The 26,597-nt window shown below is 63.1% G+C and carries 7 protein-coding genes; 5 read left to right on the forward strand and 2 right to left on the reverse strand.

Features of this window, described 5'->3' with window-relative positions:
- Positions 1 to 466: 466 nt before the first annotated feature.
- The 5 genes from NK667_RS09560 to NK667_RS09580 all read left to right on the forward strand — a co-directional run bounded on the left by NK667_RS09560 (position 467) and on the right by NK667_RS09580 (position 24,660).
- Positions 467 to 10,168, forward strand: coding sequence for a non-ribosomal peptide synthetase (locus NK667_RS09560; protein ID WP_083471369.1), 9,702 nt, complete (start codon positions 467 to 469; stop codon positions 10,166 to 10,168).
- A complete protein-coding gene (locus tag NK667_RS09565; RefSeq protein WP_054614508.1) occupies positions 10,165 to 14,379 on the forward strand; it encodes a non-ribosomal peptide synthetase in 4,215 nt (1,404 codons plus the stop codon). Before NK667_RS09560 ends, NK667_RS09565 begins: the two co-directional genes overlap by 4 nt.
- On the forward strand, positions 14,376 to 23,468 hold the full coding sequence (locus NK667_RS09570; RefSeq protein WP_054614509.1) for a hybrid non-ribosomal peptide synthetase/type I polyketide synthase: 9,093 nt from the start codon (positions 14,376 to 14,378) through the stop codon (positions 23,466 to 23,468). The genes NK667_RS09565 and NK667_RS09570 overlap by 4 nt, the downstream gene beginning before the upstream one ends.
- Positions 23,461 to 23,646 carry an MbtH family protein gene (locus NK667_RS09575; protein ID WP_054614510.1) on the forward strand — a complete coding sequence of 62 codons (186 nt, stop codon included), beginning with the start codon at positions 23,461 to 23,463 and terminating at the stop codon, positions 23,644 to 23,646. Before NK667_RS09570 ends, NK667_RS09575 begins: the two co-directional genes overlap by 8 nt.
- 144 nt (positions 23,647 to 23,790) lie before the next feature.
- Complete coding sequence (locus NK667_RS09580; protein ID WP_054614511.1) at positions 23,791 to 24,660, forward strand: TauD/TfdA dioxygenase family protein; 870 nt, start codon at positions 23,791 to 23,793, stop codon at positions 24,658 to 24,660.
- A 118-nt stretch (positions 24,661 to 24,778) separates the two neighbouring features.
- Here the strand turns inward: NK667_RS09580 and NK667_RS09585 are convergent, their stop codons facing one another.
- Entirely contained in the window at positions 24,779 to 26,023 is a 1,245-nt protein-coding gene (locus NK667_RS09585; protein WP_054614512.1) for an MFS transporter, read from the reverse strand.
- Positions 26,023 to 26,538 (reverse strand): GNAT family N-acetyltransferase, encoded by a 516-nt coding sequence (locus tag NK667_RS09590; RefSeq protein ID WP_054614513.1) that lies wholly within the window; start codon positions 26,536 to 26,538, stop codon positions 26,023 to 26,025. The genes NK667_RS09585 and NK667_RS09590 overlap by 1 nt, the downstream gene beginning before the upstream one ends.
- Between the last annotated feature and the right edge of the window lie 59 nt (positions 26,539 to 26,597).

Genomic DNA, 26,597 nt, shown 5'->3' on the forward strand with positions numbered 1-26,597 from the left:
AAAATCCATGGTTATTATCCGGCGGCGCACCAGGCCAAAAGCCTGGCGCCAAAGGATTGCCATGTGTCCACAGACCCGGCAATCGCAGCCGATCGGGTCCACCCTAGCGCTGTCACCCCTGCGCAGGCCGTTCCCCGTCGTTGACCCTCAAACGAAAGGTGAGGTTTCAAGTGGTCAAGCGGTATGCATTCGTCGGTGTAGTGGGCAGGACGACCGAAGTCGCCAATGTCCCCGTCAGTTCCCTTGCTGTTTGCGATTCACGCCTTGCAGCGCTGTTCGCCAGCCAAATCCCCCGCAACCCCTTGTGCGCCACTGCGTCCGCTCATGACGTGAGTCCCCGGGCACGCGCCGCACCATCCCCCTGATTTCGCACGACCGACCCGGCACACACTGTCGGGCCTGACTGGCGGGTGATGAACGTCCCAGCCAAACACACAAAAATAATGTAGTCATGGACGGTAGCCTGATGTTCGACAAATCTTCCTTGCGTGGGACGACCTCCGCGCAGCCCAACGCTTTACCCGAAAATCCATCCGACACTGCGGCGCTCGCTTACTGGCGTGAACGGCTGGCCGATGCCCCGACGTTGCTGGAGTTGCCCACTGACCGGCCACGGCCGGCGGTGCAGGGCGATCAAACCGCTTCGCATGCGCTGGTGCTGGATGCGCCGTTGAGCGAAGGGCTCAAGGCGTTAGGTAGGCGTCACGGCAACTCTCTGTTCATGACGTTGCTCGCGGGTTGGGCGGTGGTACTGGCGAGATTGTCCGGTCAGCACAAGGTGATGATCGGCGCGCGCACGGGAGATCTCGGCAACACGCTGCCACTGCGTCTTTCCCTGATCGAGGCTCCGTCCACGAGCCAATTGCTCGATCACACCCGCGCTGTGCTGCTTGGCGCCGAGGAACATCAGGACCTGCCGTTCGAACAATTGCTCGCGCAACTCAACTCCGAACACAGCCCCGCTTATCATCCGCTGATCCAGGTGCTGTTCGCCTGGAATCACTCTGAATCACTGCCTGCCGGATTCGACCTGACGCTGGTGCTGGCCGAATCGGAAGGGCGCATCAGCGGCCATCTGCATTACGCCGCGGCGTTATTCGACGCCGCGACCATCGAGCGTTTTGCCGGATACCTGAACACGGTTCTGCAGCAAATGATCGCGCAACCCGCATGTTCGGTGATGGCGCTGGAAATGCTCGACGCCGCCGAACGCCAACAACTTCTGCACGACTGGAACAGCGCAGAGCAACCGTTCGACGCCAACCAATACATACACGGTTTGTTCGAAGCCCAAGTCCTGCGCAACCCCGACGCCATCGCCGCCCGATTGAACGACGAGGCGCTGAGCTACGGCGAACTGAACACCCGCGCCAACCGCCTGGCCCATCACCTGCGCAGCCTCGGTGTCGGCCCGGACGTGCGCGTCGGGTTGTGCCTGGAGCGCTCGCTGGACATGCTGGTCGGCGTACTGGCGGTGCTCAAGGCCGGCGGAGCGTATGTGCCGCTCGACCCGACTTATCCATCCGCGCGGCTGGTGCACATGCTCGCCGACAGTGCGCCCGTCGTGGTGCTGACCCACGGTCCGTCCGCTGCGGCCCTTGAGCATTCGACCGTGCTGGACATCACCGACACCCGCCCATGGGCGTCGCAGTCACCGAACAATCCTGATCCCCTCGCTATCGGGCTAACGCCTCGGCACCTGGCCTACGTGATCTACACCTCAGGCTCCACCGGCACCCCGAAAGGCGTGATGGTCGAACACCGTGGGCTGATCGCCGTCAGCGCCGCGTGGGAAAAACTCTACGCCTTGGGCGAGCCCCTCAATCACCTGCAAATGGCCGGTTTTTCCTTCGACGTGTTCAGCGCCGACCTGATCCGTGCGCTGGGTTTCGGCGGCACGCTGGTGCTGTGCCCGCGTGAAACCTTGATGGACCCACCAGCGCTGTATCGCCTGCTGAGCGGGGCGCGCATCGGTTTCGCCGACTTCGTGCCGGCGGTGCTCAACCCGTTGCTGGCCTGGGTCGAAGAAAGCGCTCACGACCTGTCGTTCATGCACACCGTGGTCTGCGGCTCAGACATCTGGACCGCCCACAGCGCCCGGCAATTGCGCCGGTTGTGTGGCGATCACGTGCAAATCGTCCAGGCCTATGGCGTCACCGAAGCGAGCATCGACAGCACCTGTTTTGAATTCAACACCGACAGCGTGGCCGACGGTGTGTTGCCGATCGGGCGAGCGCTGGCCAACACGCGAATTTACCTGCTGGATGCCTTGGGCGCACCTGTGCCCGTGGGTGTCGCGGGCGAATTGCATATCGGTGGCGTCGGCGTTGCCCGGGGTTACCTGAACCTGCCACAACTAAGCGCCGAGCGTTTTATCGACAGCCCATTTGTGTCTGGCGAGCGCTTGTATCGCAGCGGCGACTTGGCGCGTTATCGGGCGGACGGCAATCTGGAATTCCTCGGCCGCAACGACTTCCAGGCCAAGCTGCGTGGCTTGCGTCTGGAACTGGGGGAAATCGAGGCGCGTCTGGCGGACATCGCCGGGGTCCGCGAAAGCCTGGTGCTGTTGCGCCAGGACACCCTCGGCGAATCGCGACTGGTCGCTTATTACTGCGAAAGCCAAGGCGCGGCGCTGAGTCCGCGTTCGCTGCGCAAGCAACTCCAAGTCAGCCTGCCGGATTACATGGTGCCCACCGCATACGTGCGCCTGGATGCGCTGCCGCTGACCGCCAACGGCAAACTGGATCGCACCGCATTGCCGATGCCGGATGCCGAGGCCTTCGATCAGCGCGACTATCAGCCGCCGCAAGGTCCACTGGAAATCGCGCTCGCCAACATCTGGGCCGAAGTGCTCGGCGTCGAGCGGGTCGGGCGTCAGGATCAATTCTTCGCCCTCGGCGGTCACTCGTTGTTGGTGATGCGCGTATTGGCTCAGGTTCGCCAGCAACTCGGTCTGGAAGTGGCCCCTTCGGCGCTGTTTGCCGCGCCCGTGCTGGAACAGTTCGCCGAACGCCTGAAACTCAACCAGGACAAGGCTCGCGTCGCGATAGCGGCTGTTGAACGGTCGGGCGCGCAAACGTTGTCGTCTGCCCAGCAGCGCCTGTGGTTTCTCGCACAAATGCAGGGTGGCAACGCGGCGTATCACATGCCGTTGAACCTGCGCTTGCGCGGCCCATTGCAAATCGCAGCCCTGGAACGCGCCTTCAATCAATTGGTGGCGCGGCATGAAGCGCTGCGCACCACATTCATCGCGGTTGAAGGGGAAGGGCGGCAACTGGTCGCGTCGCTTTGGCAGTTCATCAAGCTGTCGGTGGTTGACCTGCAAGGCCAACCCGAAGCGCTTCTCACGCAATTGATCGACGAAGAGGGCGCGAAACCGTTCGACCTGAGCCGTGGACCGCTGATGCGCGTCAGTCTGGTGCGGCTGGCGGAGGACGAGCATGTGTTGCTGCTGACCCAGCACCACATCATCTCCGATGGCTGGTCGATGGGCGTGCTCACCCGCGAGTTGGGCTTGCTGTACGAAGCCGCCATTCAGGACCGCGACAATCCGTTGCCGCCACTGCCCGTGCAGTATGTGGATTACGCGGTGTGGCAACGCCAGTGGCTGACCGGCGAGGTGCTGGCCGAGCAGAGCCGCTACTGGCGCGACACCCTCAGCGGCGCGCCGGTATTGCTGGAACTGCCGGCCGATCACAAACGTCCGCCGGTGCAGGATTACCTCGGCGGTTTTGTGCCGCTGGTGTTCGACCCGACGTTGACCGCGCAGTTGAAAACTTTGTGCATGCAACAGGGCACCACGCTGTTCATGACCTTGCTCGCGGCGTGGTCGCTGGTGCTGTCGCGCCTGTCCGGGCAAACCGATGTGGTGATCGGTGTGCCGGCGGCCAACCGTACCCAGCAGGAACTGGAAGGGCTGATCGGTTTCTTCGTCAACACCCTGGCACTGCGCATGACCCGCTCGGGTTCGCCGTCAGTAGCGCAATGGCTGCAACAGGCACGCGGCGTCGCGCTGGGTGCTCAGGAACATCAGGACCTGCCGTTCGAGCAGGTCGTCGAATTGCTCAACCCGCCTCGCAGCCTGGCCCACAGTCCGCTGTTCCAGGTGCTGTTTGCCTGGGAGCAGGATCAGGATTCGGATCTGGTGTTGTCGGGGCTTGAGGTCAGCCCGGTCGAGAGCAGCCATCATGTGGCCAAGTTCGATCTGCAACTGGCGCTGCACGAGCGTGACGGGCAGATTGTCGGCGGTCTGGAATACGCCTCGGGCCTGTTCGAACCGGCCACGGTGGCGCAATTCGGCGAGTACCTGCGCCGGGTGTTGACCCAGATGGTCGAGAACCCCGAGCAGCCGTTGACCACGGTTGATTTGCTCAGCGAAGAACAGCATCAACAGATCGTCCACGACTGGAACCGCACCGAGCGCGACACCTCGGCCATGCCCGATTGTGTGGCGCGGTTTGAAGCCATTGCCCGGCAAACACCACAGGCAGTGGCGTTGCTCGCGAATGACCGGCAACTGAGTTATGGCGCACTTAATCAGGCCGCCAATCGCCTCGCGCATTACCTGATCGAACAAGGCGTGCGTCCCGAGCACCGGGTCGGTCTGTGCCTGGAACGTTCGCCGGAAATGGTCATCGGCCTGCTGGCGATCCTCAAGGCCGGCGCGGCGTATGTGCCGTTCGACCCGGCGTACCCGAGTGAGCGTCTGGCTTTCATGTTCAGCGACGCGGCGCCGACTTTGCTGTTGACTCAATCGGCATTGCGCGACGCTCTGCCCACGGACACAAATGCCTGCTGTCTGGACACCGATGCGCAGCGCTGGGCGCACTGTCCGGACACCGATCCACGAGTGGCCGTCAGCCCCGACAATCTGGGCTATGTGCTTTACACCTCCGGCTCCACCGGGCGCCCAAAAGGCGTGGCGCACAACCGCCGCGCGCTGGATAACCTGATCGCCTGGCAGCTTGATCAAGCGCAAGCACCGGGCCGGGTCCTGCAATTCGCCTCGCTGAATTTCGACGTGTCGTTCCAGGAAATCTGCAGCACTTTGTGTTCCGGCGGCAGCCTGTTGCTGATGACCGAAGACAGCCGCAAGGACCTCGCCGCGCTGCGTCCGACCCTGGTGGCCGAAGGCGTGCAGCGGGCGTTCCTGCCGTTTGCCGTGTTGCAGCAACTCGCCGGACTGACCGAGGCCGACGCGCCGATGCCGGCCGGTGGCTGCGAAATCGTCACGGCGGGCGAAGCCCTGCAAATCAACGATGAACTGCGCGACTTTGTGCGCGGCCTCGGTGGCGCGCAGTTGCATAACCAGTACGGCCCGACCGAAACCCATGTGGTCAGCCAGTTCAGCCTGTCGTGCAGCGACGCCGAACACTGGCCGGATGCGCCGCCGATTGGCCGTCCGATCGCCAACGCGCGACTGTACGTGCTCGACGTTGATATGAACCCGGTGCCGGTCGGCGTTGCGGGGGAGTTGTACATCGCTGGCGCGTGCCTGGCTCGCGGTTACTTGAACCGCCCGGACCTGACCGCCGAACGCTTTGTGCCGGACCCGTTCAGCGCCAAACCCGGCGCGCGCATGTACCGCAGCGGTGACCTGGCGAAGTTCCAGGCCGACGGCAACGTGCAGTACCTGGGGCGCATCGACCAGCAGGTCAAGTTGCGCGGTTTTCGTATAGAACTCGGTGAGATCGACAGCCTGTTGCAACAGCAGCCCGGCGTGCAGGAAGCGGCGGTGTTGCTGCGTGAAGACGTGCCGGGGGACAAGCGTCTGGTGGCCTACGTGGTCGGCCCGGCGTCCAGCGAAACCCTGCGCGCTGAACTGCAACGGCACCTGCCGGAGCACATGATTCCCTCCGCTTGGGTGTCGATGGCGCAGTTGCCGTTGACCCGCAACGGCAAGCTCGACCGCCAGGCATTGCCTGCGCCGGAACGCAACGCCGGGGCCACTTACGTCGCGCCGCGCGACGACACCGAGCAGCGGATGGCCGATATCTGGGCCGAAGTGCTCAAGTGCGAGCGGGTCGGGATTCACGATAACTTCTTCGAACTCGGCGGCCACTCGCTGCTGGCGACCCGGATGATCTACGCGATCAACCAGCGCATGGGTGCGCAGTTGTCCTTGAGCAGTCTGTTCAAGACTCCGGTGCTGATGGATCTGGCGGCGCAAGTGCAGGCCGGGCGCAGCGATGACACGCAAATCGTCCCGGCCTTCCTGGAGATCGAGGCGGATCGCGATGCTCGACATGAGCCGTTCCCGCTGACCGATATCCAGCAAGCCTACTGGTTTGGTCGCGAAGCCACCGTCAGCCTCGGCGGGGTCAGTGCCCACGGCTACGAAGAACTGCGCATTCCGGATTTCGACGCCGCGCGTTTCGAGCAGGCGTTGAATCGCATGATCCAGCGCCACGACATGCTGCGCGTGGTGTTTCTCAGCGACGGCACGCAACAGGTGTTGGAGCAGGTGCCGACCTACTGCATGCCCCGCAGTGACTTGCGCGGCGTGCCTGCCGACGTCGCGCAACAGACGCTGCAAGCCACCCGCGAGCGCCAGTCCCACCAAGTGCTGGACGCCAGTCGCTGGCCGCTGTTCGAGTTCAGCCTGTCGTTGCTCGATGACGGCATCACCCATCTGCATATCAGCCTCGATGCGTTGATCGTCGACGCGGCGAGCACACAGATTCTTGCCCGCGAGCTGATGGCGTTTTACGTTGACCCGAATCTGATCCTGCCCGAACCGGGCTTGACCTTCCGCGATTACGTGCTGGCCGAACATCAACTGCGCAGCGGCATTCGTTACGAGCAGGCGCTGAGCTACTGGCGCGAACGAGTCACCAGCCTGGCGCCGGCGCCGGACCTGCCGCTGGTGCGCCAGCCGGAGAGCATTGCCAATCCGCACTTCACCCGCCGCGACCGCGACATGCCGGCGGCGCAGTGGGCGCAGCTCAAAGCCGTGGCCAAACAGTTTGCGGTGACGCCCTCGGTGATGCTCCTGACCGCGTTCAGCGAAGTGCTGGCGCTGTGGAGCCGCCATCCGCGATTCACCCTGAGTTTGCCGCTGTTCAATCGCTTGCCGTTGCACCCGGACGTCGATGAAATCATCGGTGACTTCACTTCCTTGGTGCTGCTGGAAGTCAGCATTGCCGGAGCTGCGAGTTTCACCGACAAGGCCCGGGCGGTGCAGGCGCAGTTGTGGCAAGACATCGATCACTCGGTGGTCAGCGGCGTGCGGGTGCTGCGGGAATTGTCCCAGGCCCGTGGCGTGCAGCAGACGGCGATGCCGATTGTGTTCAACAGCACGTTGTCGGAAGCAGCGCCGGAGCTGGCGGAGTTCAACCTCGCGGACGCGTTGAACGCCAAACACATGCACAGCATCACCCAGACCCCGCAAGTGTGGCTCGACCACACCTTGCTGGAGCTGGAAGGACGCTTGCTGTTCAACTGGGACAGCATCGATGAGCTGTTTCCAGCGGGCATGATCGAAGAAATGTTCATCGCCTATAACGCGTTGCTGGATCGCCTTTTGGAACCGGCGGCCTGGGAAGCGAGCACGCCGCAATTGCTGCCGATGGCATGTTTGCCGGCACCCCTAGACACTCAAGAAGCGTTGCCGTTGATGCACGAGTTGTTCGAGCGTCAGGCGCTCACAACGCCGGACGCTGTGGCGGTGATCGCTGCGCAGCGGCAACTCACCTACGGGCAATTGCGCACGGAGGCACGGTCCCTGGGGGCGCTGCTTCAGGCTGAGGGCGTGATGCCCAATCGACTGGTCGCCGTGATGATGGAACGCGGCTGGGAACAAGTGGTGGCGACCCTGGCGATTCTCTACGCCGGTGGCGCTTACCTGCCGATTGATCCGACGCTGCCAGCGGAGCGGGTGCGGCATATTCTTGAGCGCGCCGAAGTCAGCCTGGTGCTGACCCAACCGGCGCTTCTCGGCGTGATCGAGTGGCCCGTGCAGGTCAGCGCCATCGCCGTGACCGATGACGTCATGGTCGAGCACGCGCCGCTGCAACCGGTCAACGTCGCACCGACCGATCTGGCCTACGTGATCTACACCTCCGGTTCCACTGGCCTGCCTAAAGGTGTGGTCATCGACCATCGTGGCGCGGTCAACACCTTGCTCGACATCAACCGACGCTTTGCCGTCGGCCCGGCGGACTGTGTATTGGCGATTTCGTCGCTGAGTTTCGATCTCTCGGTGTATGACTTCTTCGGCACCCTGGCCGTCGGCGCGGCGGTGGTGGTGCTTGAGCCGCAACTGGCCCTCGACCCGGCGCACTGGCGGGACTTGATCGAACGTCATCAAGTGAGCCTGTGGAACTCGGTGCCGGCGTTGCTCGGCATGCTGCTTGAATACTTCGAGGGCGAGGGCGGCACGCTGCCGGCCAGCCTGCGGGTGGCGATGCTTTCCGGTGACTGGATTCCCCTGACCTTGCCGCAACGGCTGTGGGCCTTGCAGCCGACGGCGCAACTGTTCAGCCTCGGCGGCGCCACCGAAGCGTCTATCTGGTCGATCTGCTACCCGGTACAACACGTTGATCCGGCGTGGCGCAGCATCCCTTACGGCAAGGCCCTCGATCACCAGCGTTTTTACGTGCTGGATGAAGCCCTGCAAATACGCCCGACCTGGGTCGCGGGGCAGCTGTATATCGGCGGCATTGGCCTGGCTCAGGGTTACTGGCGCGATGAAAAACTCAGCGCCGGCAGTTTCTTCCCGCACCCGCTGACCCGCGAACGCCTGTACCGCACCGGGGACCTCGGACGTTTGCTGCCGGACGGCAACATCGAATTCCTCGGTCGCGAAGACAATCAGGTCAAGGTCCAGGGTTATCGCATCGAGTTGGGCGAGATCGAAGCCGCGCTCAATCGTCACCCCGGCGTACAAGGTGCCGTGGTGAAAATCCTCGGCAGCACGCTCGGCGAAAAACGCCTGGCCGGCTATGTGCTCAAGGCCGATCCGGCGTTGCAGGCCAGCGACTTCGTCCAGTACCTCGCGGACAAACTGCCGGCGTACATGGTGCCGTCGTCGTTTACCTTTGTGGACGCCTGGCCATTGTCGTCTAACGGCAAGGTCGACAAGAAACGCCTGCCGGAGCCTTCGCAACAGCAGGAGTCCGGCCCGGCGCTGGAAGTCGAGGGCGCGCAGGAACAACGGCTGGTGGCGATTGTGCAAGGCGTGCTCAAGCGTGATGCCATCGCCGGCAACGCCAACCTGCTGAACCTCGGCGCGACGTCGATCGACATCGTGCGCATCAGTAATGCGTTGTCCAGCGAACTGCGTTTCCGTCCGCACGTGGCGCAACTGTTGGCGCAGCCGACGTTGCTGCACCTGATCGGCATGTACCGCCAAAGCCTGGCGCGCCAGGAACTGGTGAGCAATGCGCAGCAGCGTCCGAACAGTCCCGAGGAAGTCATCGAGGATCCGCAACAGCGCGCGCAGTTCAAGGCTGATCAGCGTGGGCGCCGGACCTTTGCCCAGGCGTTGCCGAGCGTGGCGCTGGCATTGCCGCAATCACCAGCATTCACACAGCGTTTCAGCGATTACCGCTCGGTGCGCCAATACGCCGCGCAACCGATTGAAACCCGTGCCTTTGCCGAACTGTTGGCGGCACTTGCTCAGGGTCAACTCGACGGCGAGGTGAAATACCAGTTTCCGTCGGCCGGCGGTTTGTACCCGATCCAGGCGTACCTGTACGTCAAGCCGGACCGGGTGCTCGGCGTGCCCGGCGGCGCGTATTACTACGACCCGCGCGAGCACCGGTTGCTGGCCCTCGACAGCGGGGTGCTCGACCCGGACACCTATGACTATTTCGTCAATCGACCGGTATACGAAAACGCCGCGTTCTCGTTGTTTTTCATCGCCGACATGGCGGCGATCCGTCCGCTGTATGGCGAGCGCAGTCGCGACTTCTGCCACATCGAAACCGGCGCCATCGCGCAATTGCTGAGCATGACCGCCGTCGAACAAGGCCTGGGCCTGTGCGGCGTGGGTTCGATTGAGGAGGCGCAATTGCCGACGTTGTTCGACCTCGGGCCGAGCCATCAATTGATCTACTCGATGGTCGGCGGCCTGCGTACCACGGATGAGCAACACCGCGCCCCGGTCGAGGCCTTTGCGCCCGACCAGCCCAGTGACGACAGCGACATAGAGGAATTTGAGGTATGAACGCCTATCAATTGCTGGAGCTGTTCGCGCGTCACGCCGTGGTCCTTGAAGTGGACGGCGACAAGCTGCGCTGCAAGGCGCCTCGCGGGTTTCTGACAGAAGAGATGTTGCAAGCGCTCAAGCTGCACAAGCCTGAACTGATTGCGTTGCTCGGTGGCCATGACGCCGCTGCGATTCCTTCAAGGGCCGGCGGCGAAACGGATTGGCCGCTGTCGTTTTCGCAGCGGCAACTGTGGTTTCTCGATCAACTGGAACCGGGCAACGCGTTCTACAACGTGCCCACGGCGGTGACCCTCAAGGGGCCGCTGGAAGTGCCGCTGCTGGAGCGCGCACTGAACGAAATGATCCAGCGCCACGAAATCCTGCGCACCACGTTTTGCAGTGTGGATGGCGAACCGCGTCAAGTGGTCCATTCGATGGACGACACCTCACTGTGGCGAGGGAGCTTGCTCCCGCTGGACTGCGCAGCAGGCCCATCTTCGGGGCCGCTTCGCGCCCCGGCGGGAGCAAGCTCCCTCGCCACAGGTTTGGTGTTGGGCGTGACCGACTTGCGCGACCTGCCAGCCGCCGAACGCGAGCAGCAGGTCCGAATGGCAGTCGATCACGATGCCCGCGCTCCATTCGATCTGGCCACCGGCCCACTGTTACGAGCCGCGTTACTGCGCCTGGCCGACGATGAATATCTGTGGCTGTACAGCGTGCACCACATCGTCGCCGATGGCTGGTCAATGGGCGTGATCCTGCACGAAATCGCCACCCTGTACGGCGACTATCTGCGCGGCGAACCGTCGAGCCTCGCGCCGTTGCCTGTGCAATACGCCGACTACGCCTGCTGGCAGCAGCAACGTCTCGGTGGTGATGCGTTAACCGCGCAACTCGAGTACTGGCGGCGCACCCTGACCGACGCGCCGGCACTTTCGACCATCCCCGCCGACCGGCCACGGCCACTGGTGCAACGTTATGCCGGCGCCACGTTCAGCTCATCCCTCGACGGCAACACCCTGCGCGAACTCAATGGGCTGGCCCGACAAACTCAGGGCACTTTGTTCAATGTGTTGATGGGCGCATTGGCCGTGTTGCTGTGGCGACACAGCGGTCAGCAGGATCTGTGCATCGGCACGCCATTCGCCAACCGCAGTAGCCCGGAAATCGAGCCGCTGATCGGGCACTTCGTCAACACTTTGGTGGTCCGCCAACACCTGGATCCGCAGCAAACCTTCGCCGAACTGCTGCGTGACGTGCGCGGGCAGATGCTCGACGTTCACGCCCATCAGGACGTGCCGTTCGATCGGGTGGTCGAAGCCGTCAACCCGCCGCGCGATACCGCTCATTCGCCGTTATTCCAGGTGATGCTGGTATTGCAAAACACCCCCGGCGGCGCGGTGGAAATGCCCGGTTTGAGCCTGTCGCCCTACAGCACCAGCAGCGCCACGGCCAAGTTCGACCTGGCGTTTGAATGGGTTGAACGAGAAGGGCGTCTGAACCTGTTGGTGGAGTACAACACCGACCTGTTCGACGTAGCGACCATCGAACGCCTGAGCGGTCATTACCGGCAGTTGCTCGAACACATCGCCCGAGACCCCAAGCAGCCGATTAGCGCGTTGTCGCTGTTGGCCGAGGCCGAGCGTGAGCAAATCCTGGTGGACTGGAACCGTTCCGAACCACTGACGCAACCAGCCGATTGCGTGCACCGATTGTTCGAAGCCCAGGTCGCGCGCAACCCGCAAGCCTGTGCGGTGGCGTTCGAAGCTGAAACCCTGAGCTACGGCGAATTGAATGCCCAGGCCAATCGCCTGGCGCAGCATTTGCGCAGCCTCGGCGTCGGCCCGGACGTGCGCGTGGCGGTGTGTGTCGAGCGTTCGCTCGAATTGCCGGTGGCGTTGCTGGCGGTGCTCAAGGCCGGCGGCGCGTATGTGCCGCTGGACCCGAATTACCCGGTCGGGCGCCTGAGCCACATGCTCAGCGACAGCACCCCGGCGGTGCTGCTGACCCTCGGCCCGGCGCACGCGATATTGCGCCAGGCCCAGCAAGGTTCAACCTGGGAAGCGCCGGTGCTCGACCTCAAGGCCGACGCCGCGCTTTGGGCCGGTCTGTCGCCGGACAACCCCGACCCGCGCAGCGTCGGTGTCACGCCCGATCACCTCGCCTACGTGATTTACACCTCGGGCACCACCGGGATGCCCAAGGGCGCGATGGTCGCCCATCGCGGCCTGAGCAATCTGCTGCTGTGGTGCTCCCAGGTCTGCGGCGAAACCGGGGTGATGCTGCACAAGATTCCCTTCGGTTTCGACGCCTCGGCCTGGGAAACCTTCTGGCCGCTGGCCACGGGCGGGCGCCTGGTTGTCGCGCGTCCCGGTGGTCATCTGGAGCCTGGCTATATGGCGAAAGTGGTGCGCGAGCAGCGGGTCACGGCGCTGGTGTTTGTGCCAGCGATGCTGCAACTGTTTCTTGAAGTCGATGAGGTCAGCCTGTGCACCGAGCTGACCGACGTCTTCAGCGGCGGCGGTGAGCTGTCGCCAGCCTTGGCCCGGCGTTTTCAGGAACGGCTGCCGCATGCCCGTTTGCACAACGTCTATGGCCCGACCGAAACCACGGTGATCAATAGCGTCTGGACCCTGGAGCCCGGCGCCGAAGTCCCGGCCCTGCAAGTACCGATTGGCCGGCCGATCGCCAACAATCGTTTCTACGTGCTGGACGAGCGCGATGCGCCGGTGCCGGTGGGCGTGACCGGGCAATTGCACATCGGCGGTGTGGGTGTCGCGCGCGGTTATCTGGGACTGGCGCAACTCACGGCCGAGCGCTTTATCGATAACCCGTTCGTGCCGGGTGACCGGCTCTATCGCAGCGGCGATCTGGCGCGTTATCGCCCGGATGGCCAGCTGGAATTCCTCGGTCGCAACGACTTCCAGGTCAAGTTGCGCGGCGTGCGTCTGGAACTGGGCGAGATCGAGGCGCGGCTGGAAGCCTTCGCCGACATCCGCGCCGCCGTGGTGCTGATGGTCGGCGATACGGCGCAGAACCAGCGGCTGGTGGCTTGTTGTGCGGTGATGGAAACCCCGGACGAGGCGACGGTGCACGCGCACCTGGCGGCGACGTTGCCGAGTGCGGTGTTGCCGAGCGCTTATCTGTGGCTCGACACACTGCCGTTGACCGCCAATGGCAAAATCGATCGCGTGGCCCTGACGACCCTCGCCGATCAAGACCTGGCCAACCGTCAGGTCAACCTCAGCAGTCCGCGCGATCACATTGAATTGACCCTGTACCAAATCTGGAAAGGCTTGTTGCTGGCGACCCAGATCGGCATCCGCGACAACTTTTTCAACGTCGGCGGGACGTCCATTGCGGCGATCAAAATGGCCCACCAGATCGGCCAGGCGTTCGCCGTCGAAGTGCCGGTGCGCGTGGTGCTCGGCTACCCGACCATCGAAGCCCTCGGCGGTTGGTTGCGCGCTGGTGCCAGTCCGGCGGCGGTGCAGAGCAATCTGATCGAATTCCGTCGTGGTGCGGGCCAGCGCAATGTGGTGTGCATTCACCCGGCGGGCGGCACCGCGTTTTGCTATTTGTCCTTGGCCAAAGTGCTGCCGGAGGAGGTTGGTGTGTACGGCGTGCAATCACCGGGGCTGAATCCGGGGGAGGCCACCGAGCCGACGGTCGAAGCCATGGCTGAGGCCTATTTGCGCCTGATCGAACCCTTGATTACGCAACCGCTGGTGCTCACCGGGCTGTCCTTCGGTGGCCTGGTGGCTTACGAAATGGCCCGGCGCCTGACAGCAGCCGGACATCGCGAAGTGACCGTGGTGTTGCTCGATACCCAAGGCTCGGATGATCCGGGTTTCCGGCAACAGATCGGCACCGTCGATATGGCCGAGTTCCGCGACAAACTGGTGCGCTTCAATGGTATGTACCCCGGCATCGAAGATGCGCAAGTCGAGCGTTATTTCCATCTCTACAACCACAACCGTCTGGCCATGGCCGGCTACGAATGCGCGCCCCGCGCCGGTCGCGTGGTGCTGATCCAGGCCCGGGAAGGTTTCAGTCGCCAGCAGTTGCATGAGCTGCGGGGCTTCTGGCGTCGGCGTGCCGGCGAGGGCTTCCTGGCGAAACTGGTGAACGGCGGTCACTGGGACATGCTCGAAACCGCTGAAGTGCACCGGGTCTCGCAGACCCTCAAGCAGGAGCTGCAACGCTTCGACGCGCAGGAGGCGAAATGATGAATCCACAGATGCTGACGTTGCTCGCACAATTTGCCGGACAAGTGCGGCGCGATCCCCAAGCCCTGGCGGTCATCGATCAGCAGGTACGCCTGACCTACAGCGAACTGGCCAGCGCCAGCGAGCGCATTGCCCGGGGTTTACAGGCCCGGGGCGTGCAACCGGGCCAGTCAGTGGCGCTGTGCATGCCGCGTTGCTGGCAGTGGCTCGCGGCGATACTCGGCGCGCTGAAAGTCGGCGCGGTGGTGGTGCCGCTGGACCGTGCCAGCCCTTTGAAACGCCGGGACTTGATGCTTGCCGACGCCGGCTGCGTAGGGCTGATCACTCTGGATGAAGAGTGGACCCCGGCAACCGCGCTTTGGCAGGCGAATGTCGAGGCGCTGCTGGATCACCCGGACCACCCGCCACAACCCTTGGCCGACACGTTTGCCGAGGTGAGTTTCCTGTTCTACACCTCGGGCACCACCGGCACCCCGAAAGCCGTGGAAGTCGGCGAGCGGGGCTTGCTGCGCCTGACGCAAACCGAAGGCTATATCGAGATTCGCCCGAAGGACCGTTTTGCCTGCCTGTCGAATCCGGCCTTCGATGCGTGCAGCTTTGAACTGTGGGCGCCGCTGCTCAACGGTGGTTGCTGCGTGATAATTGCCGATCACGACTTGCTGGACGCGCAACGTCTGGCCCGTGTGCTGGAAGAACAGCGGGTCGATAACCTGTTCATGACCGTTTCGCTGTTCAACACCTTGAGCGCGGAATGTCCCGCCTGCTTCGCCAGCCTGCGCCAAGTGCTGATCGGCGGCGAACAAATCAGCGCCGCCGCCGTGCGCGCCTGGTATCGGGCGAATCCCGGCAGTCAGTGCCAGATTTTCAATGTCTACGGCCCCACCGAATGCACTACGTTTGCGTTGTGCTATCCGATTGCCCGTGACTTCAGCGGCCCGTTGGTGCCGATTGGCCGGCCATTGCCGGACACTGGCGTGCAGGTTTTGGATGAGCAGCAACGGCCGGTGGCGGTTGGTGAAGTCGGCGAGTTGTACCTGAGTGGCAGCGGTGTCGCCCGTGGCTATCGCAACCGTGCGGAAGATACCTCCCGCAATTTCGTGCGCCTGGCCAACCTCGATGGGGGCGCCCATGTGCACTACCGAACCGGTGATCGGGTGCGGGTCAACGCCGAAGGGCTGGTCGAGTACATCGGTCGGGTTGATCGGCAGGTGAAGGTCCGTGGTTTTCGCATCGAACCGGGGGAGGTGGAGCTGCAGATTCTTGAGCATCCGCAGGTGGCGCAGGCGTATGTCTGCACCCGGCGACAGGCTGCCGAAGATCACCAGTTGCTGGCGTTTATCGTGCCGCGCGACGGTTTGGAGTACGCCGAATTTGACGCCCATCTGCGGGCGCGACTGGCATCCTACATGCGCCCACACCAGTTGTTTTTGCTGGAGCGTCTGCCGCTGACCGCCAATGGCAAGATCGACCGTGAGACCTTGCTGGCACAGTCGTTGACGCCTTGGCGGCCAATGGTCGAGCAGCGTAATTTCGAGGGTTCACCGGCCCTGAACTGGTTGCTGGCACAGGTTCGTTCGCTGTTAGGGCAACCGGCCCTCAATGCGCACGACGACTGGCTCGGCAGTGGCGGCGATTCGCTCAAGGCCATGCGTCTCCGTTCGGCGATTCGCACCCATTGGCAGCGCGAGATTGCCATCGCTACGCTGTTGAGCGAGCCGTTCGCGGCATTGGCCGAACACCTGATCGGCCAACAGGCCAACTTTATCTATCCTCCCGCGCCAGCCATCAGCAGCGCACGCCGTCTGCCGGCCACCGCCGAGCAGCGCCGCTTGTGGCTGATGCAGCAGCGCACACCGACTTCGACGGCTTATAACGTGCCGCTGATTCTGCATCTGGCTGCCGGTGTCGATGTGTCGGCGCTGGCGTATGCCGTGGGGCAACTGGCGGCGCGTCATCCGGGGCTGCGCACGGCATTCGTAACCGGCGCCGATGGCCTCGATCAAGTGATTGCCGAACAAGGCCCGGTTTGTCGCACCTTCGAACCGGGGCACTTCACCGAAGACACCTGGCAAGCGTTCGCGGCGTTGGTGTTCGGCACGCCGTTCGATCTGGCCACGCCGACGCTGTTCCAGGCCTGGCTGCTGCCGTTCGCCGATGGCAGCTGCCGGTTGCTGCTGAACCTGCACCACATCATCGTCGATGGTTGGTCGATGAACCTGTTGTTCGACGACCTGACGCAGCTGTATGAAGACGCCGTGCGCGGGCGCGTCAGCCCTGAACCGACACCACAACTGACCACGCTGGAATTCGGCCTGTGGCAGGGGCAGTGGAGCGTCGACCCGCATTACCGCGACCAGCGCCGGGCTCTGGCGCAATTGCACCGCCAGCAGGAAGCGCCGTCGCCAACGCTGATGCCGATGCGTGCCGTCGGCCCGGAAGCCAGGCTCTATCGTGCACCCTTGGGCAACCTGCGCAGCGCGGCCCTTGAGCGTTTTTGCAGCCAGCAGCGACTGACCCGTTTTGAAGTGCTGTTCAGTGTCTTCGCCTGGAGCCTTTACGCCCTGACCGGGAGTGAACGCCCACGCATCGCCAGCCCGGTATCGAACCGGCCGCTGGCGGAGTTCGAACAGACGCTGGGCATGTTTGCCAACACCGTGCTGATCCCGACCACCGTCGATAATGCCTTGGCGCTGGGTGAGCAATTACGGCGCCAGACCGCCACCGTGCGCGAGGTGCTGGGGTTGCAGGACGTCGCGTTGGCGGATGTGGTGGAAGACCTGCGGTTATCGTCAGGCACGCCGTTGTTCGACTTCATGTTCGTGCTGGAAAACACCGATTACGCCGCGCTGGCGGGTTCCGGCTTGCAAGCGACGCTGGAATTCAGCGGGCCGTTGCAGGCGAAATGCCCGCTGACCTTGCTCGTCGTAGGGGCTGAATGCTGGTGGGAATATCAGTGCAGCTACTTCGATGAAGCGCAGATGCACGCGGTGAATGAGCTGTTCTGCCGTGGCCTCGACCTGCTGCTGGAATCCCCGGCAGCAGCCCTCGACGATCTGCTCAGTCCTTATCGCCATCACCTGCCGGCAGCCAGCGAAGGCGCCAACGGTACGCCGCCGTTCAACACCTTGGCCGACTGGTTCGAGCATCAGTTACTTTGCACACCGGACGCCACCGCGCTGGTCGCCGGCCAGCAGCGCTTGAGCTATGCCGAACTGAATGGGTTGGCCGACACCTTGACGGCGATCTTGATTGAACGTTATCCGCTGCCGACTCAGGACAACACGCCGCTGCATGTGGTGATGTTTCTTGAAGCCTCGGTCGAGCACATCGTCGCGTTGCTGGCCCTGGCCAAACTCAACCTGACCGCCGTGCCGCTGGATCCCGGGTATCCGCTGGCGGTACAGCGTCAGGTGCTGGAGCAAGCGAATCCGCATTGCCTGTTGTTCAGCACCGCGACCGAGGCGGCACTGGAAAACCTTGATGCCAAGCGCTGTGCCCGGCATCGGGTGGACCTGAGCGCCGAAGCCCAAGCGTTCGAACGTCCGCGTCATGCCGGTGAACGCGCGTTGTACACGCTGTTTACCTCCGGCTCCACTGGCACGCCCAAGGGTGTGCAAGTGCCGGATCGGACCCTGTGCAACCTGTTGCAATGGCAGCGCGCTGAAGGCCAGTTGCCGGCGAAATCGGTGACCTTGCAATTTTCCATGTTGTCGTTCGATGTGTCGTTTCAGGAGATCTTCGGCACCTTGTGCGGCGGCGGCACCTATCACCTGATCACCCCGCGCTGGCGCCAGGATGCTCAGGCGTTGTTGGCGTATCTGGTTGAAGCGCGGATCGAACGTTTGTTCCTGCCGTGCGTGGCGTTGCAGCACCTGGCGCAAACCGCCGTCGCCCAAGGCGTGTACCCGCCGACGTTGCGCGAAGTGGTCACGGCGGGGGAGCAATTGCTGTGCACCGATGCGCTGAAAACCTGGTTCGGCGGTTTGCCGCTGGCGACGCTGTTCAACCACTACGGCCCCACGGAAACCCACGTGGTCAGCGCGTATCGCTTGCCGGCAACTGTCCGTGACTGGCCGTTGCGGGCACCGATTGGCCACGCCGTCAGCAATGCCCGATTGTTGTTGGTGGACGAGCACGACCGCCCGGTGCCGAACGGCAGCCGTGGCTACCTGCTGGTGGCCGGGCCGATGATTTCCCGCTGCTACCTAGCCGATCCGGCGCTGAATACGGCGCGGTTTATCGAACTGCCCCAAGCTGAAGGTGATACTCGACTGTTCTATCGCACCGGCGACTTGGCCTGGGCTGACCCTGAAGGTTGCCTGCACTATCTGGGGCGCGACGACCAGCAGATCAAACTCAGTGGTCATCGCCTGGAACTAGGGCAGATCGAAGCGGCGCTGATGCAGGTGCCGCAAGTGATCAACGCGGTAGTGACGGTCCAGGCCGATCCGCCGAGCCTGATCGCGTACCTGCAACTGGATGGTGAACCGGCGACGGCTCAGACGCTGGATCGTCAGGTCGCCCGGCAACTGCCGGCCCACGTGCGCATCGATGAGTACCGACGGATCGACGCCTGGCCACGCACGCCCAGCGGCAAGATCGACCGCAAGGCCTTGAGCGGGTTGGGCGAGGCGTTGGAGCGCCGTCGTGCGACAGCTCCGGCCACTGCGTTGAGCCCGCTGGAGCAGCAACTGAGCGAGTTGTTCAGCGCGGTGATCGGCCGGGACATCGAGCCCGATCAAACCTTCTTCGAAGCCGGCGCCACTAGCCTTGGCCTGATGCGCTTGCATGCCCGCTACAACCAGGAGCTGCCACACAACGTTGCGATGGCCGACCTGTTCGAGCAAGTGACGGTGAGACGCCTCGCGGCGCACTTGTCCAGGGCGCCATCGGCCCCGGTCGAGCGGGTACGCCAAGCAGATGTCGGCCAGCAACCGATGGCGATCATCGGCATGGCGGTCAACGTCGCCGGGGCGCAGAACCTCGATGAGTTCTGGGCGATGGTGCAGGGCGGAGAGTTGGGTATCGAGCATTTCGAGGCGGCCGAAGGGCGCGTCGGTGCCCGCAGTCAACTCGCCGGAATGCTCGATTTCGACCCCGAATATTTCGGCATCAGTCGTCAGGAAGCGCGCCTGATGGACCCGCAACAACGGCATCTGTTGATGGCCTGTGTGCAGGCGTTGCAACACGCGGCGATCACGCCGTCCGCCGAAGGTCCGCGCATCGGCCTGATTGCCAGTTGTGGCGAAACCACTTACTTCCAGCAGATGCTGCGCGAGACCGCTGACGGTGATTTGCCGGACGGTTTCCAGATGGCGCTGCACCACGACAAGGACTTCCTGGCGACCAAAGCCGCCTACCACCTCAACCTCACCGGTCCGGCCATGAGCGTGCAGGCGGCGTGCGGCAGTTCGCTGATCGGCGTGCACCTGGCCAGTGCGATGCTGCGTCAGGGTGACAGTGACGTGATGCTCGCGGCCGGGGTGCTGATCGATCCGACGTTGACCGACGGTTATCGCCATCGTTCGCAGCACATCTTCTCTAGTGACGGTCTGTGCCGACCTTTCAGTGATGATGCCAGCGGCACCATCGGCGCCAGTGGTTATGGGGTGGTGGTGCTCAAACCCCTGGCTAAGGCTCGCGCCGATGGCGACCGGATTTATGCGCTGGTCGAAGCCTCGGCGCTGAACAACGATGGCCGCGACAAGATGAGCTACACCGCGCCTTCGGTAGCGGGGCAGAGTGCGGTAATTAGCGAAGCCTTGGCCAAAGCCGGGCTGACCGGCGCCGACATCGGTTACATCGAAGCCCACGGCACCGGCACCTTGCTCGGTGATCCGGTCGAGGTCGCGGCGTTGAGCAAGGCGTTCGGCGATGCCCCAACCGGCGGTTGTGCGTTGGCCTCGGTGAAAAGCCAGATCGGCCATTTGGGCGCGGCGGCCGGGGTTGTCGGGTTGATCCGTGCCAGCCTCGCGGTGTTCCATGGCGTGGTGCCGCCGAACCTTGGTTTTGGCCGGGTCAATCCGCAAATCGACCTCGCGAATTCGCCGTTTTATGTACCGACCACGTCGCGGCCCTGGCCTGAAGGTCGGCGGCGTTTGGCGGGGGTCAGCAGCTTTGGCATCGGTGGGACTAATGCGCATGTAATTGTCGGTGCGGCGCAGCACGATGAAGTGTTGGCTGAGGACGTTTTGCCGTGCCTGATGATCTCGGCCCACAGCCGTTCGGCGTTGCTGCGCGATGTAGCGGCGATTCAAGGGTATTTGAACGCTTTCCCCGAGCGTCACTCAGCGGTGCTGGGTCACCTGCAATCAGGGCGTCGTCAATTGCGCTGGCGCTTGGCGATGGCGTATCGGCCGGGGGAGGTGTTGCACACTTCGTCGATCAAGGAGGTGAGCGTGTCGGGCGTGCAATTGAAAGCCGATGGGCACAAAACCCAGGCGCTGATAGACGCGTGGTATGACGGTGCAACCATCGACTGGCCACAGCGCTCGGCGCCACCGCCGTGGGATCTGCCGCCATCATCCTTCGATCTGGAGACCTTCCGTTTTCAGGCCGCAGTTGAACCCGAAAAAGCGATGACCGTTGAGCGACAACCCTTGGCCGACTGGTTCTACCAACGGCAGTGGGTGCGCGTGCGGCGGTTGAACACGGTGGTGGCTACCGAGCGGCGTGAAACGCTGGTCATCTGTAGCAACGAAACGCTCGACACGACATTGCTGGAGAGCCTGAACACCGTCTATCAACGGGTCATTCACCTGCGTGCCGGCAACGGCTTCAAGCGACTCGGCACCGACCGTTTCGAGCTTGATCCGTTGGACGCGCAGGCCTTGTCGCGCCTGCTCGATGAATTAGCTGAGCCCGCATTGGGTGAGCTGGACTGGCTGCACGCCTTGCCGCTGTCGGTAACAGGTGCGGTCAATGAGCAAAGCCTGGCGGCGGCGCAGTGGGCCGGTCTGGACACGGTCAGCGCCTTGATGCAGGCCTGGGGGCAAGCCTCGCGCGCGACGACGTTGCGACTGTGGCTGATGTCGTGGCAGGCGTGTCCGGTAGACGGCGAAGTGATACGTCCCGAACTCGCGGCGCTGGCCGGGATTACCGAAGTGGTGCCCCAGGAATACCCGGTGCGCTGTCACTGGCTGGATTGGCCGACGTTCCGCATGGGCGCGCAGGAGCTGGCGACGTTGCTCGCTGATCCGGCGTCTTTGCCTCGGCGCATGGCGATTCGTGATGGTTATCTCTGGCAGCCACGGTTGATTGCCAGTCCGTTACCGGCGAGCGTTCCGATGGCGAACAGACTGCCCATGGACGGCATGTTTCTGGTGTTGGGCGGCACGGGCGGTATCGGTCGCACGCTAGCCGAACACCTGTTGCAGGCGCCGCAACGGCGCATCGTCGTCCTGTCGCGCCGGGGCGAATTGCCGGCAGCACTGGCGGCGTATGGCTCGCGGATCGACTGTGTACAGGCCGATATCGCCGACCTGGCCAACTGGCCCGCCGTGCTCGAACAACTGGCCCGGTGCTACGGCCGTTTTGCCGGGGTGATCCACGCCGCCGGTGTCGGTGCAGGCAGTCTGATTCGTCAGCGTGACGCCCGCCAGTTGGGCGAGGCCATGGCGGCCAAGACCCGTGGCATGCTCGCGGTCGAGGCCCTGATCTCAACGATGAACCCCGGGTTTGTCCTGTACTGCTCGTCAATGTCGGCGCTGTTCGGCGGCGCGGGGCATATGGATTATGCGGCCGCCAGCGCGTTGCTCGACGGCTTCGCCCATTACCGACCGAGCGCCGCCAGCGATTGCGTGCGCCTGGGCATCAACTGGGACATCTGGCGCGACATCGGCATGGCCACCACCAGCGGCACCGGCGATGCCGCGCATCAGGAGCACCTGACGGTCGGGATGTCGGCAGAAGAGGGCTGCCGCGTGTTCGACCTGGCCATGACGACGCAACTGCCACAACTGCTGATCTCCACCACCGGTATCGACACGGCACGGCGTTTTTATCCGGTTCGGCATGGCGCGGTAATTGCGCCGGTGAATGTGCCGGAAGTGCTGGATCTGCACAGCCATCTGCACGAAAGCCTGTGCAAATGGTTGGGCGTCACCCGCCTCGATGACGACGATTCGCTGTACGAACTGGGGGCGGATTCGCTGACGTTGCTCGACCTGATCGATGAACTGCAAGCAGCCACTGGCGTGGTGTTCCAGCTCTCGCAATTCAGTCACAAGGTCAGCCTGCAAGAGATCCTGGCGCTGGTGGATGCTGCCGCCGTCTGTGTGACGCCAAACGCGCCAGACACCTGGGCCGATGCGGTGCAGATTGATCAGTGGCACGCGGGTGCCGGTCGTGAGTGGCTGTACCTGATTCACCCGGTGGGCGGCGATGTTCAGGCCTACCGTGAATTGGTTTCAGCGCTGCATCCCGATCTGGGCGTGTGCGTGATCGCCGATCCGGCGTTGCGTCTGCCGGACTTACCGAACATCAGCCTCGCCGAGCGTGCTGAATTTTACTTGAAGGCAATTCAGGCCCGGCAAACCAACGGTGGTGCCTGGCGTCTGGCCGGGTGGTCGTTCGGCGCCTGGGTGGCGCAGTCGATGTGCAGCCTGGCGCAGTCATCCGGATTCAGGCAGCCGCTGCTGTACCTGATCGACCCGCCCGCGCCGGATGCCGGGGCAGAACTGGCGAGCATCGATGATCAGGCGATCGGGCAGGTGTTCCAACGCGAGTTTGCCCAGCGTTGGCCGGACGCCGTCGGCCGGGCATTGCCTGAAGACCGGCAGGTCTATATGCAGCGCCTGACCCGTTGCTGCAACCACAACATCGCCAGCATGGCATCCTTCCAGCCACCGCCGTTGACGAACACTTCAGTGCGGATGTTCATCGCCGCGCAAGCCAATCCCTATGGCGTGGGCAATGCCTGGAACGCCGAAGACCTGAAACACGCCTGGCAGGATTTGCTCCCGCAGTTACAGAGTTGGCAGCTGCTGGACACCGATCACTACGGCATCGTCGCAGGCCAGTGGGCGCGAGTGATTGCCGAAATAATCAGCACCGATTCGCAACCCGAGGAGGGCGATCAGCATGAGTGAGACCAACCCGCAATTCGAGGTGGTACGCAACGAGGAAGGCCAATACTCCCTGTGGCCGCTGGGCAAGCCAATGGCCAATGGTTGGACTGAGGTGGGGCAACGCGGGGAACGGCAGGTTTGCCTGGATTACATCGCTGAACACTGGACCGATATGCGGCCGCGTTCGCTTCAGGATTGAACATCGCCCCCCATGTGGGAGCGGGCTTGCTCGCGAAAGCGGCGGCACAGTCAACATTGATGTTGCCTGATACACCGCCTTCGCGAGCAAGCCCGCTCCCACAGGGTTTGGGGATCGGCCATACAAATAATAAGGTGAGGGAACATGGATCAATTGGCATTGAAGGCTATCGAGCGCATCGCGGGGCAATCCCGTGCGCCCTACAACAGCATCACAGTCGACCGTCTGACACCGATCATTGGTGCCGAAGTCGGTGGAGTCGACCTGTCGCAACCGCTGAGCGAAGAACAACTCACAGAAGTCCGTCGGGCCTTCCTGGAAAACCACGTATTGGTCTTTCGCGACCAGCACCTGACCGTGGACCAGCACAAAGCCTTCGGCCGATTGTTCGGTGAACTGCGAGCCTTGCCGGTGGAGGACATCGATGGCGATGACCCCGAACTGGTGGTGATCCGCGCCAACGCGCAATCGCGGTTCGTCGCCGGGGAAACCTGGCACACCGACGGTACGGCGGACCTGGAACCGTCCATGGGCTCGATGCTGTACGTCAAGGAAACCCCGGCCATCGGCACCGGCGGCGATACGCTGTTTGCCAACATGCACCTGGCCGTGGAAATGCTGTCACCGACGATGCAGCAGTTTTTGGGTGAATTGACTGCGATCCATGATGGCGAGATTCCGTGGAAGGGCTTCCAGCCACCGGCCAATCTGCCCAAGACCGAACACCCGGTGGTGGTCCGTCACCCTGAAACCGGGCGCAAGACGCTGTTCGTCAATTCCGGGTTTACCTCGCACATCGTCCAGTTGTCCGGCGGCGAGAGCCAGATGCTGTTGAACATGCTGTTCGATCTGATCGCCCGCGAACCGATCCTCAGTTGCCGCGTACGCTGGGAGCCCAACACCCTAGTGTTCTGGGACAACCGCTGCACCCAGCATCACGCGGTCTGGGATTACTTCCCGCATTCGCGCTACGGCGAACGCGTGACGATCCTGGGCAAACAACCCAAACCTTGAACTCACCATAGAACCCCTGTGGGAGCGGGCTTGCTCGCGAAAGCGGTGTGTCAGTCAATGATGATGTCGACTGACACATCGCATTCGCGAGCAAGCCCGCTCCCACAAGGGGTAAATTTCATACAGGGGAGGTTGCCGGCACCACACCAGGCTGACTAACCCGCAACACCCGATACCCCAACAACCCAATCGGAATACAAGCCAACGCCAACCCCCAGAACAACACCGCGCCCCCGAAATGCGCAATCACCACCGCTCCCAACAGCGGTGCCAACGCTGAACCAAACCCCGCCAACATCGAAATCCCGATAAAACTCCCACGCATCCCCGGCGGCGCAAGGCGATCAATCAGGGTGCCAAACAGCGGCATCACAATGATCTCGGCAAAGGTCGCGAACACAACGGCAAACAGCCACCCAGCCCACCAGGCCCCGGTGTTCAACGCAATCAGGGCGTGGGCGACCATCAGGCAACCCAGCGCCATCAAGTAGGCAGTCTTGTCGGCCAGGGCGATCAGCCAACTCATCAAAAACAGATGCACCACCAGCACCACGGCGGCGTTGGTGAAGCTCATCATGGCGATGATGTGGTTGATGTCGTCGACGCTCAATTGCAGCAGGTAAAAGGTCAGCGGTTCATCGATTTGCGCGTAGACCAGCACCAGGAAAAAGTTGGCGACGATGATCGACAGGAACAACTTGCTGCCGAGGATCGCGTGGAAAATCTCCCGCAGCGGTGGCGAGGCGGTTTTGCTCAGGTGCGGGTTACGCAAACGCGCCCGGGCTGCGTTGATAATCGTCAGGGTCAGCACGGCGTAGACGCACACGGCAATGCCAAACACGCCGTCGCTCTGATGGTTGGCAAACCACAGGCCGATCAGCGGGCCGATGGCCGCCGCGCAATTGACCACGTAATAACGGATGTGGAACAGGAACGTGCGCTGGGCATCATCGACCGCCGTGTCACTCAGCAGCATGCGCAGCAGCGGTTCGAGAATGCTCTGGGACAACGCCATGCCGATGATCGCCACGAAGTAACTGGTTTGCCCCGGCAGCAGGCCCATCAACAGGTAACAACTGGCGCACAGCGCGCAGCCGAATAGCATCAGGTTGCGCGAGTTGAAGCGATCGCCCAGCAAGCCACTGAGCGGCGACAAGGCAATCGAGATCAGCGCGCCGAGCGCCAGTTGCGCGCCAATCTCGGTGATCGGCGTGCCGAAGCGTTTGTTCATCGCCACGGCAATGAATGGCCAGATCATGAACGAGGCGACACGGGCCAGCCCAATCCCCAGCAACAGCCAGCGGGTCGGATGAGGCAGGGCGCGCAACGAGGCCAGGGTGCCGGAGTTCGGACGCTGGCTCATCAGGTGAGCCGAAGCTGGTAGATCAGGTCGTCAAACCACTGATCGCCAATCTGATAGGCGTGGGGTACGCGGCGTTCGAACACGAAACCGCATTTTTCCAGCACCTTGCACGAGGCGATATTGCCGTCGGTGACGGTCGATTCCAGCGAATCGAGGCCGATGGCCGCCGCGTAGTCGATGATCGCGCGCCGGGACTCAGTGCCGAACCCCTTGCCTTGAAACTCCGGCAGCAGCAGCGTGCCGACCTCCGCGTGGCCCGGCGACAAAATGCGGAAACCGCTGACGCCGAGTTCCTGCTCGCTGGCCTTGTCGACCACCACCAGGCACAACCAATGCTCGGACTGCGGTGTCCACGCCGGGAGCCGGTGATCAAAGCCTTTGCGAATCTGCTCTTCGGCGATTTCGCCGAACACGAATTGCATGGTCTGGGGTTCGGAATGCAGCCTGAGAAACAGCGGCCAGTCGGACTCGACCATGGTCCGGAAATACAGCTGCTCGGTGTGTAACGCCAGCATCCAATGCTCCTTGCGCGATCGAAAAGGGACAGGCTTTTTTACGCGGCGCGCCGGCAAAG

This window comes from Pseudomonas nunensis, assembly GCF_024296925.1.
GTDB classification, from domain to species: Bacteria; Pseudomonadota; Gammaproteobacteria; order Pseudomonadales; family Pseudomonadaceae; genus Aquipseudomonas; species Aquipseudomonas nunensis.

Excerpts from the sequence above, each read along its gene's own strand:
- NK667_RS09560 (WP_083471369.1), top strand. The coding sequence starts at position 467 with ATGTTCGACAAATCTTCCTTGCGTGGGACGACCTCCGCGCAGCCCAAC.
- NK667_RS09565 (WP_054614508.1), top strand. The coding sequence starts at position 10,165 with ATGAACGCCTATCAATTGCTGGAGCTGTTCGCGCGTCACGCCGTGGTC.
- NK667_RS09570 (WP_054614509.1), top strand. The coding sequence starts at position 14,376 with ATGATGAATCCACAGATGCTGACGTTGCTCGCACAATTTGCCGGACAA.
- NK667_RS09575 (WP_054614510.1), top strand. The coding sequence starts at position 23,461 with ATGAGTGAGACCAACCCGCAATTCGAGGTGGTACGCAACGAGGAAGGC.
- NK667_RS09580 (WP_054614511.1), top strand. The coding sequence starts at position 23,791 with ATGGATCAATTGGCATTGAAGGCTATCGAGCGCATCGCGGGGCAATCC.
- NK667_RS09585 (WP_054614512.1), bottom strand. The coding sequence starts at position 26,023 with ATGAGCCAGCGTCCGAACTCCGGCACCCTGGCCTCGTTGCGCGCCCTG.
- NK667_RS09590 (WP_054614513.1), bottom strand. The coding sequence starts at position 26,538 with ATGCTGGCGTTACACACCGAGCAGCTGTATTTCCGGACCATGGTCGAG.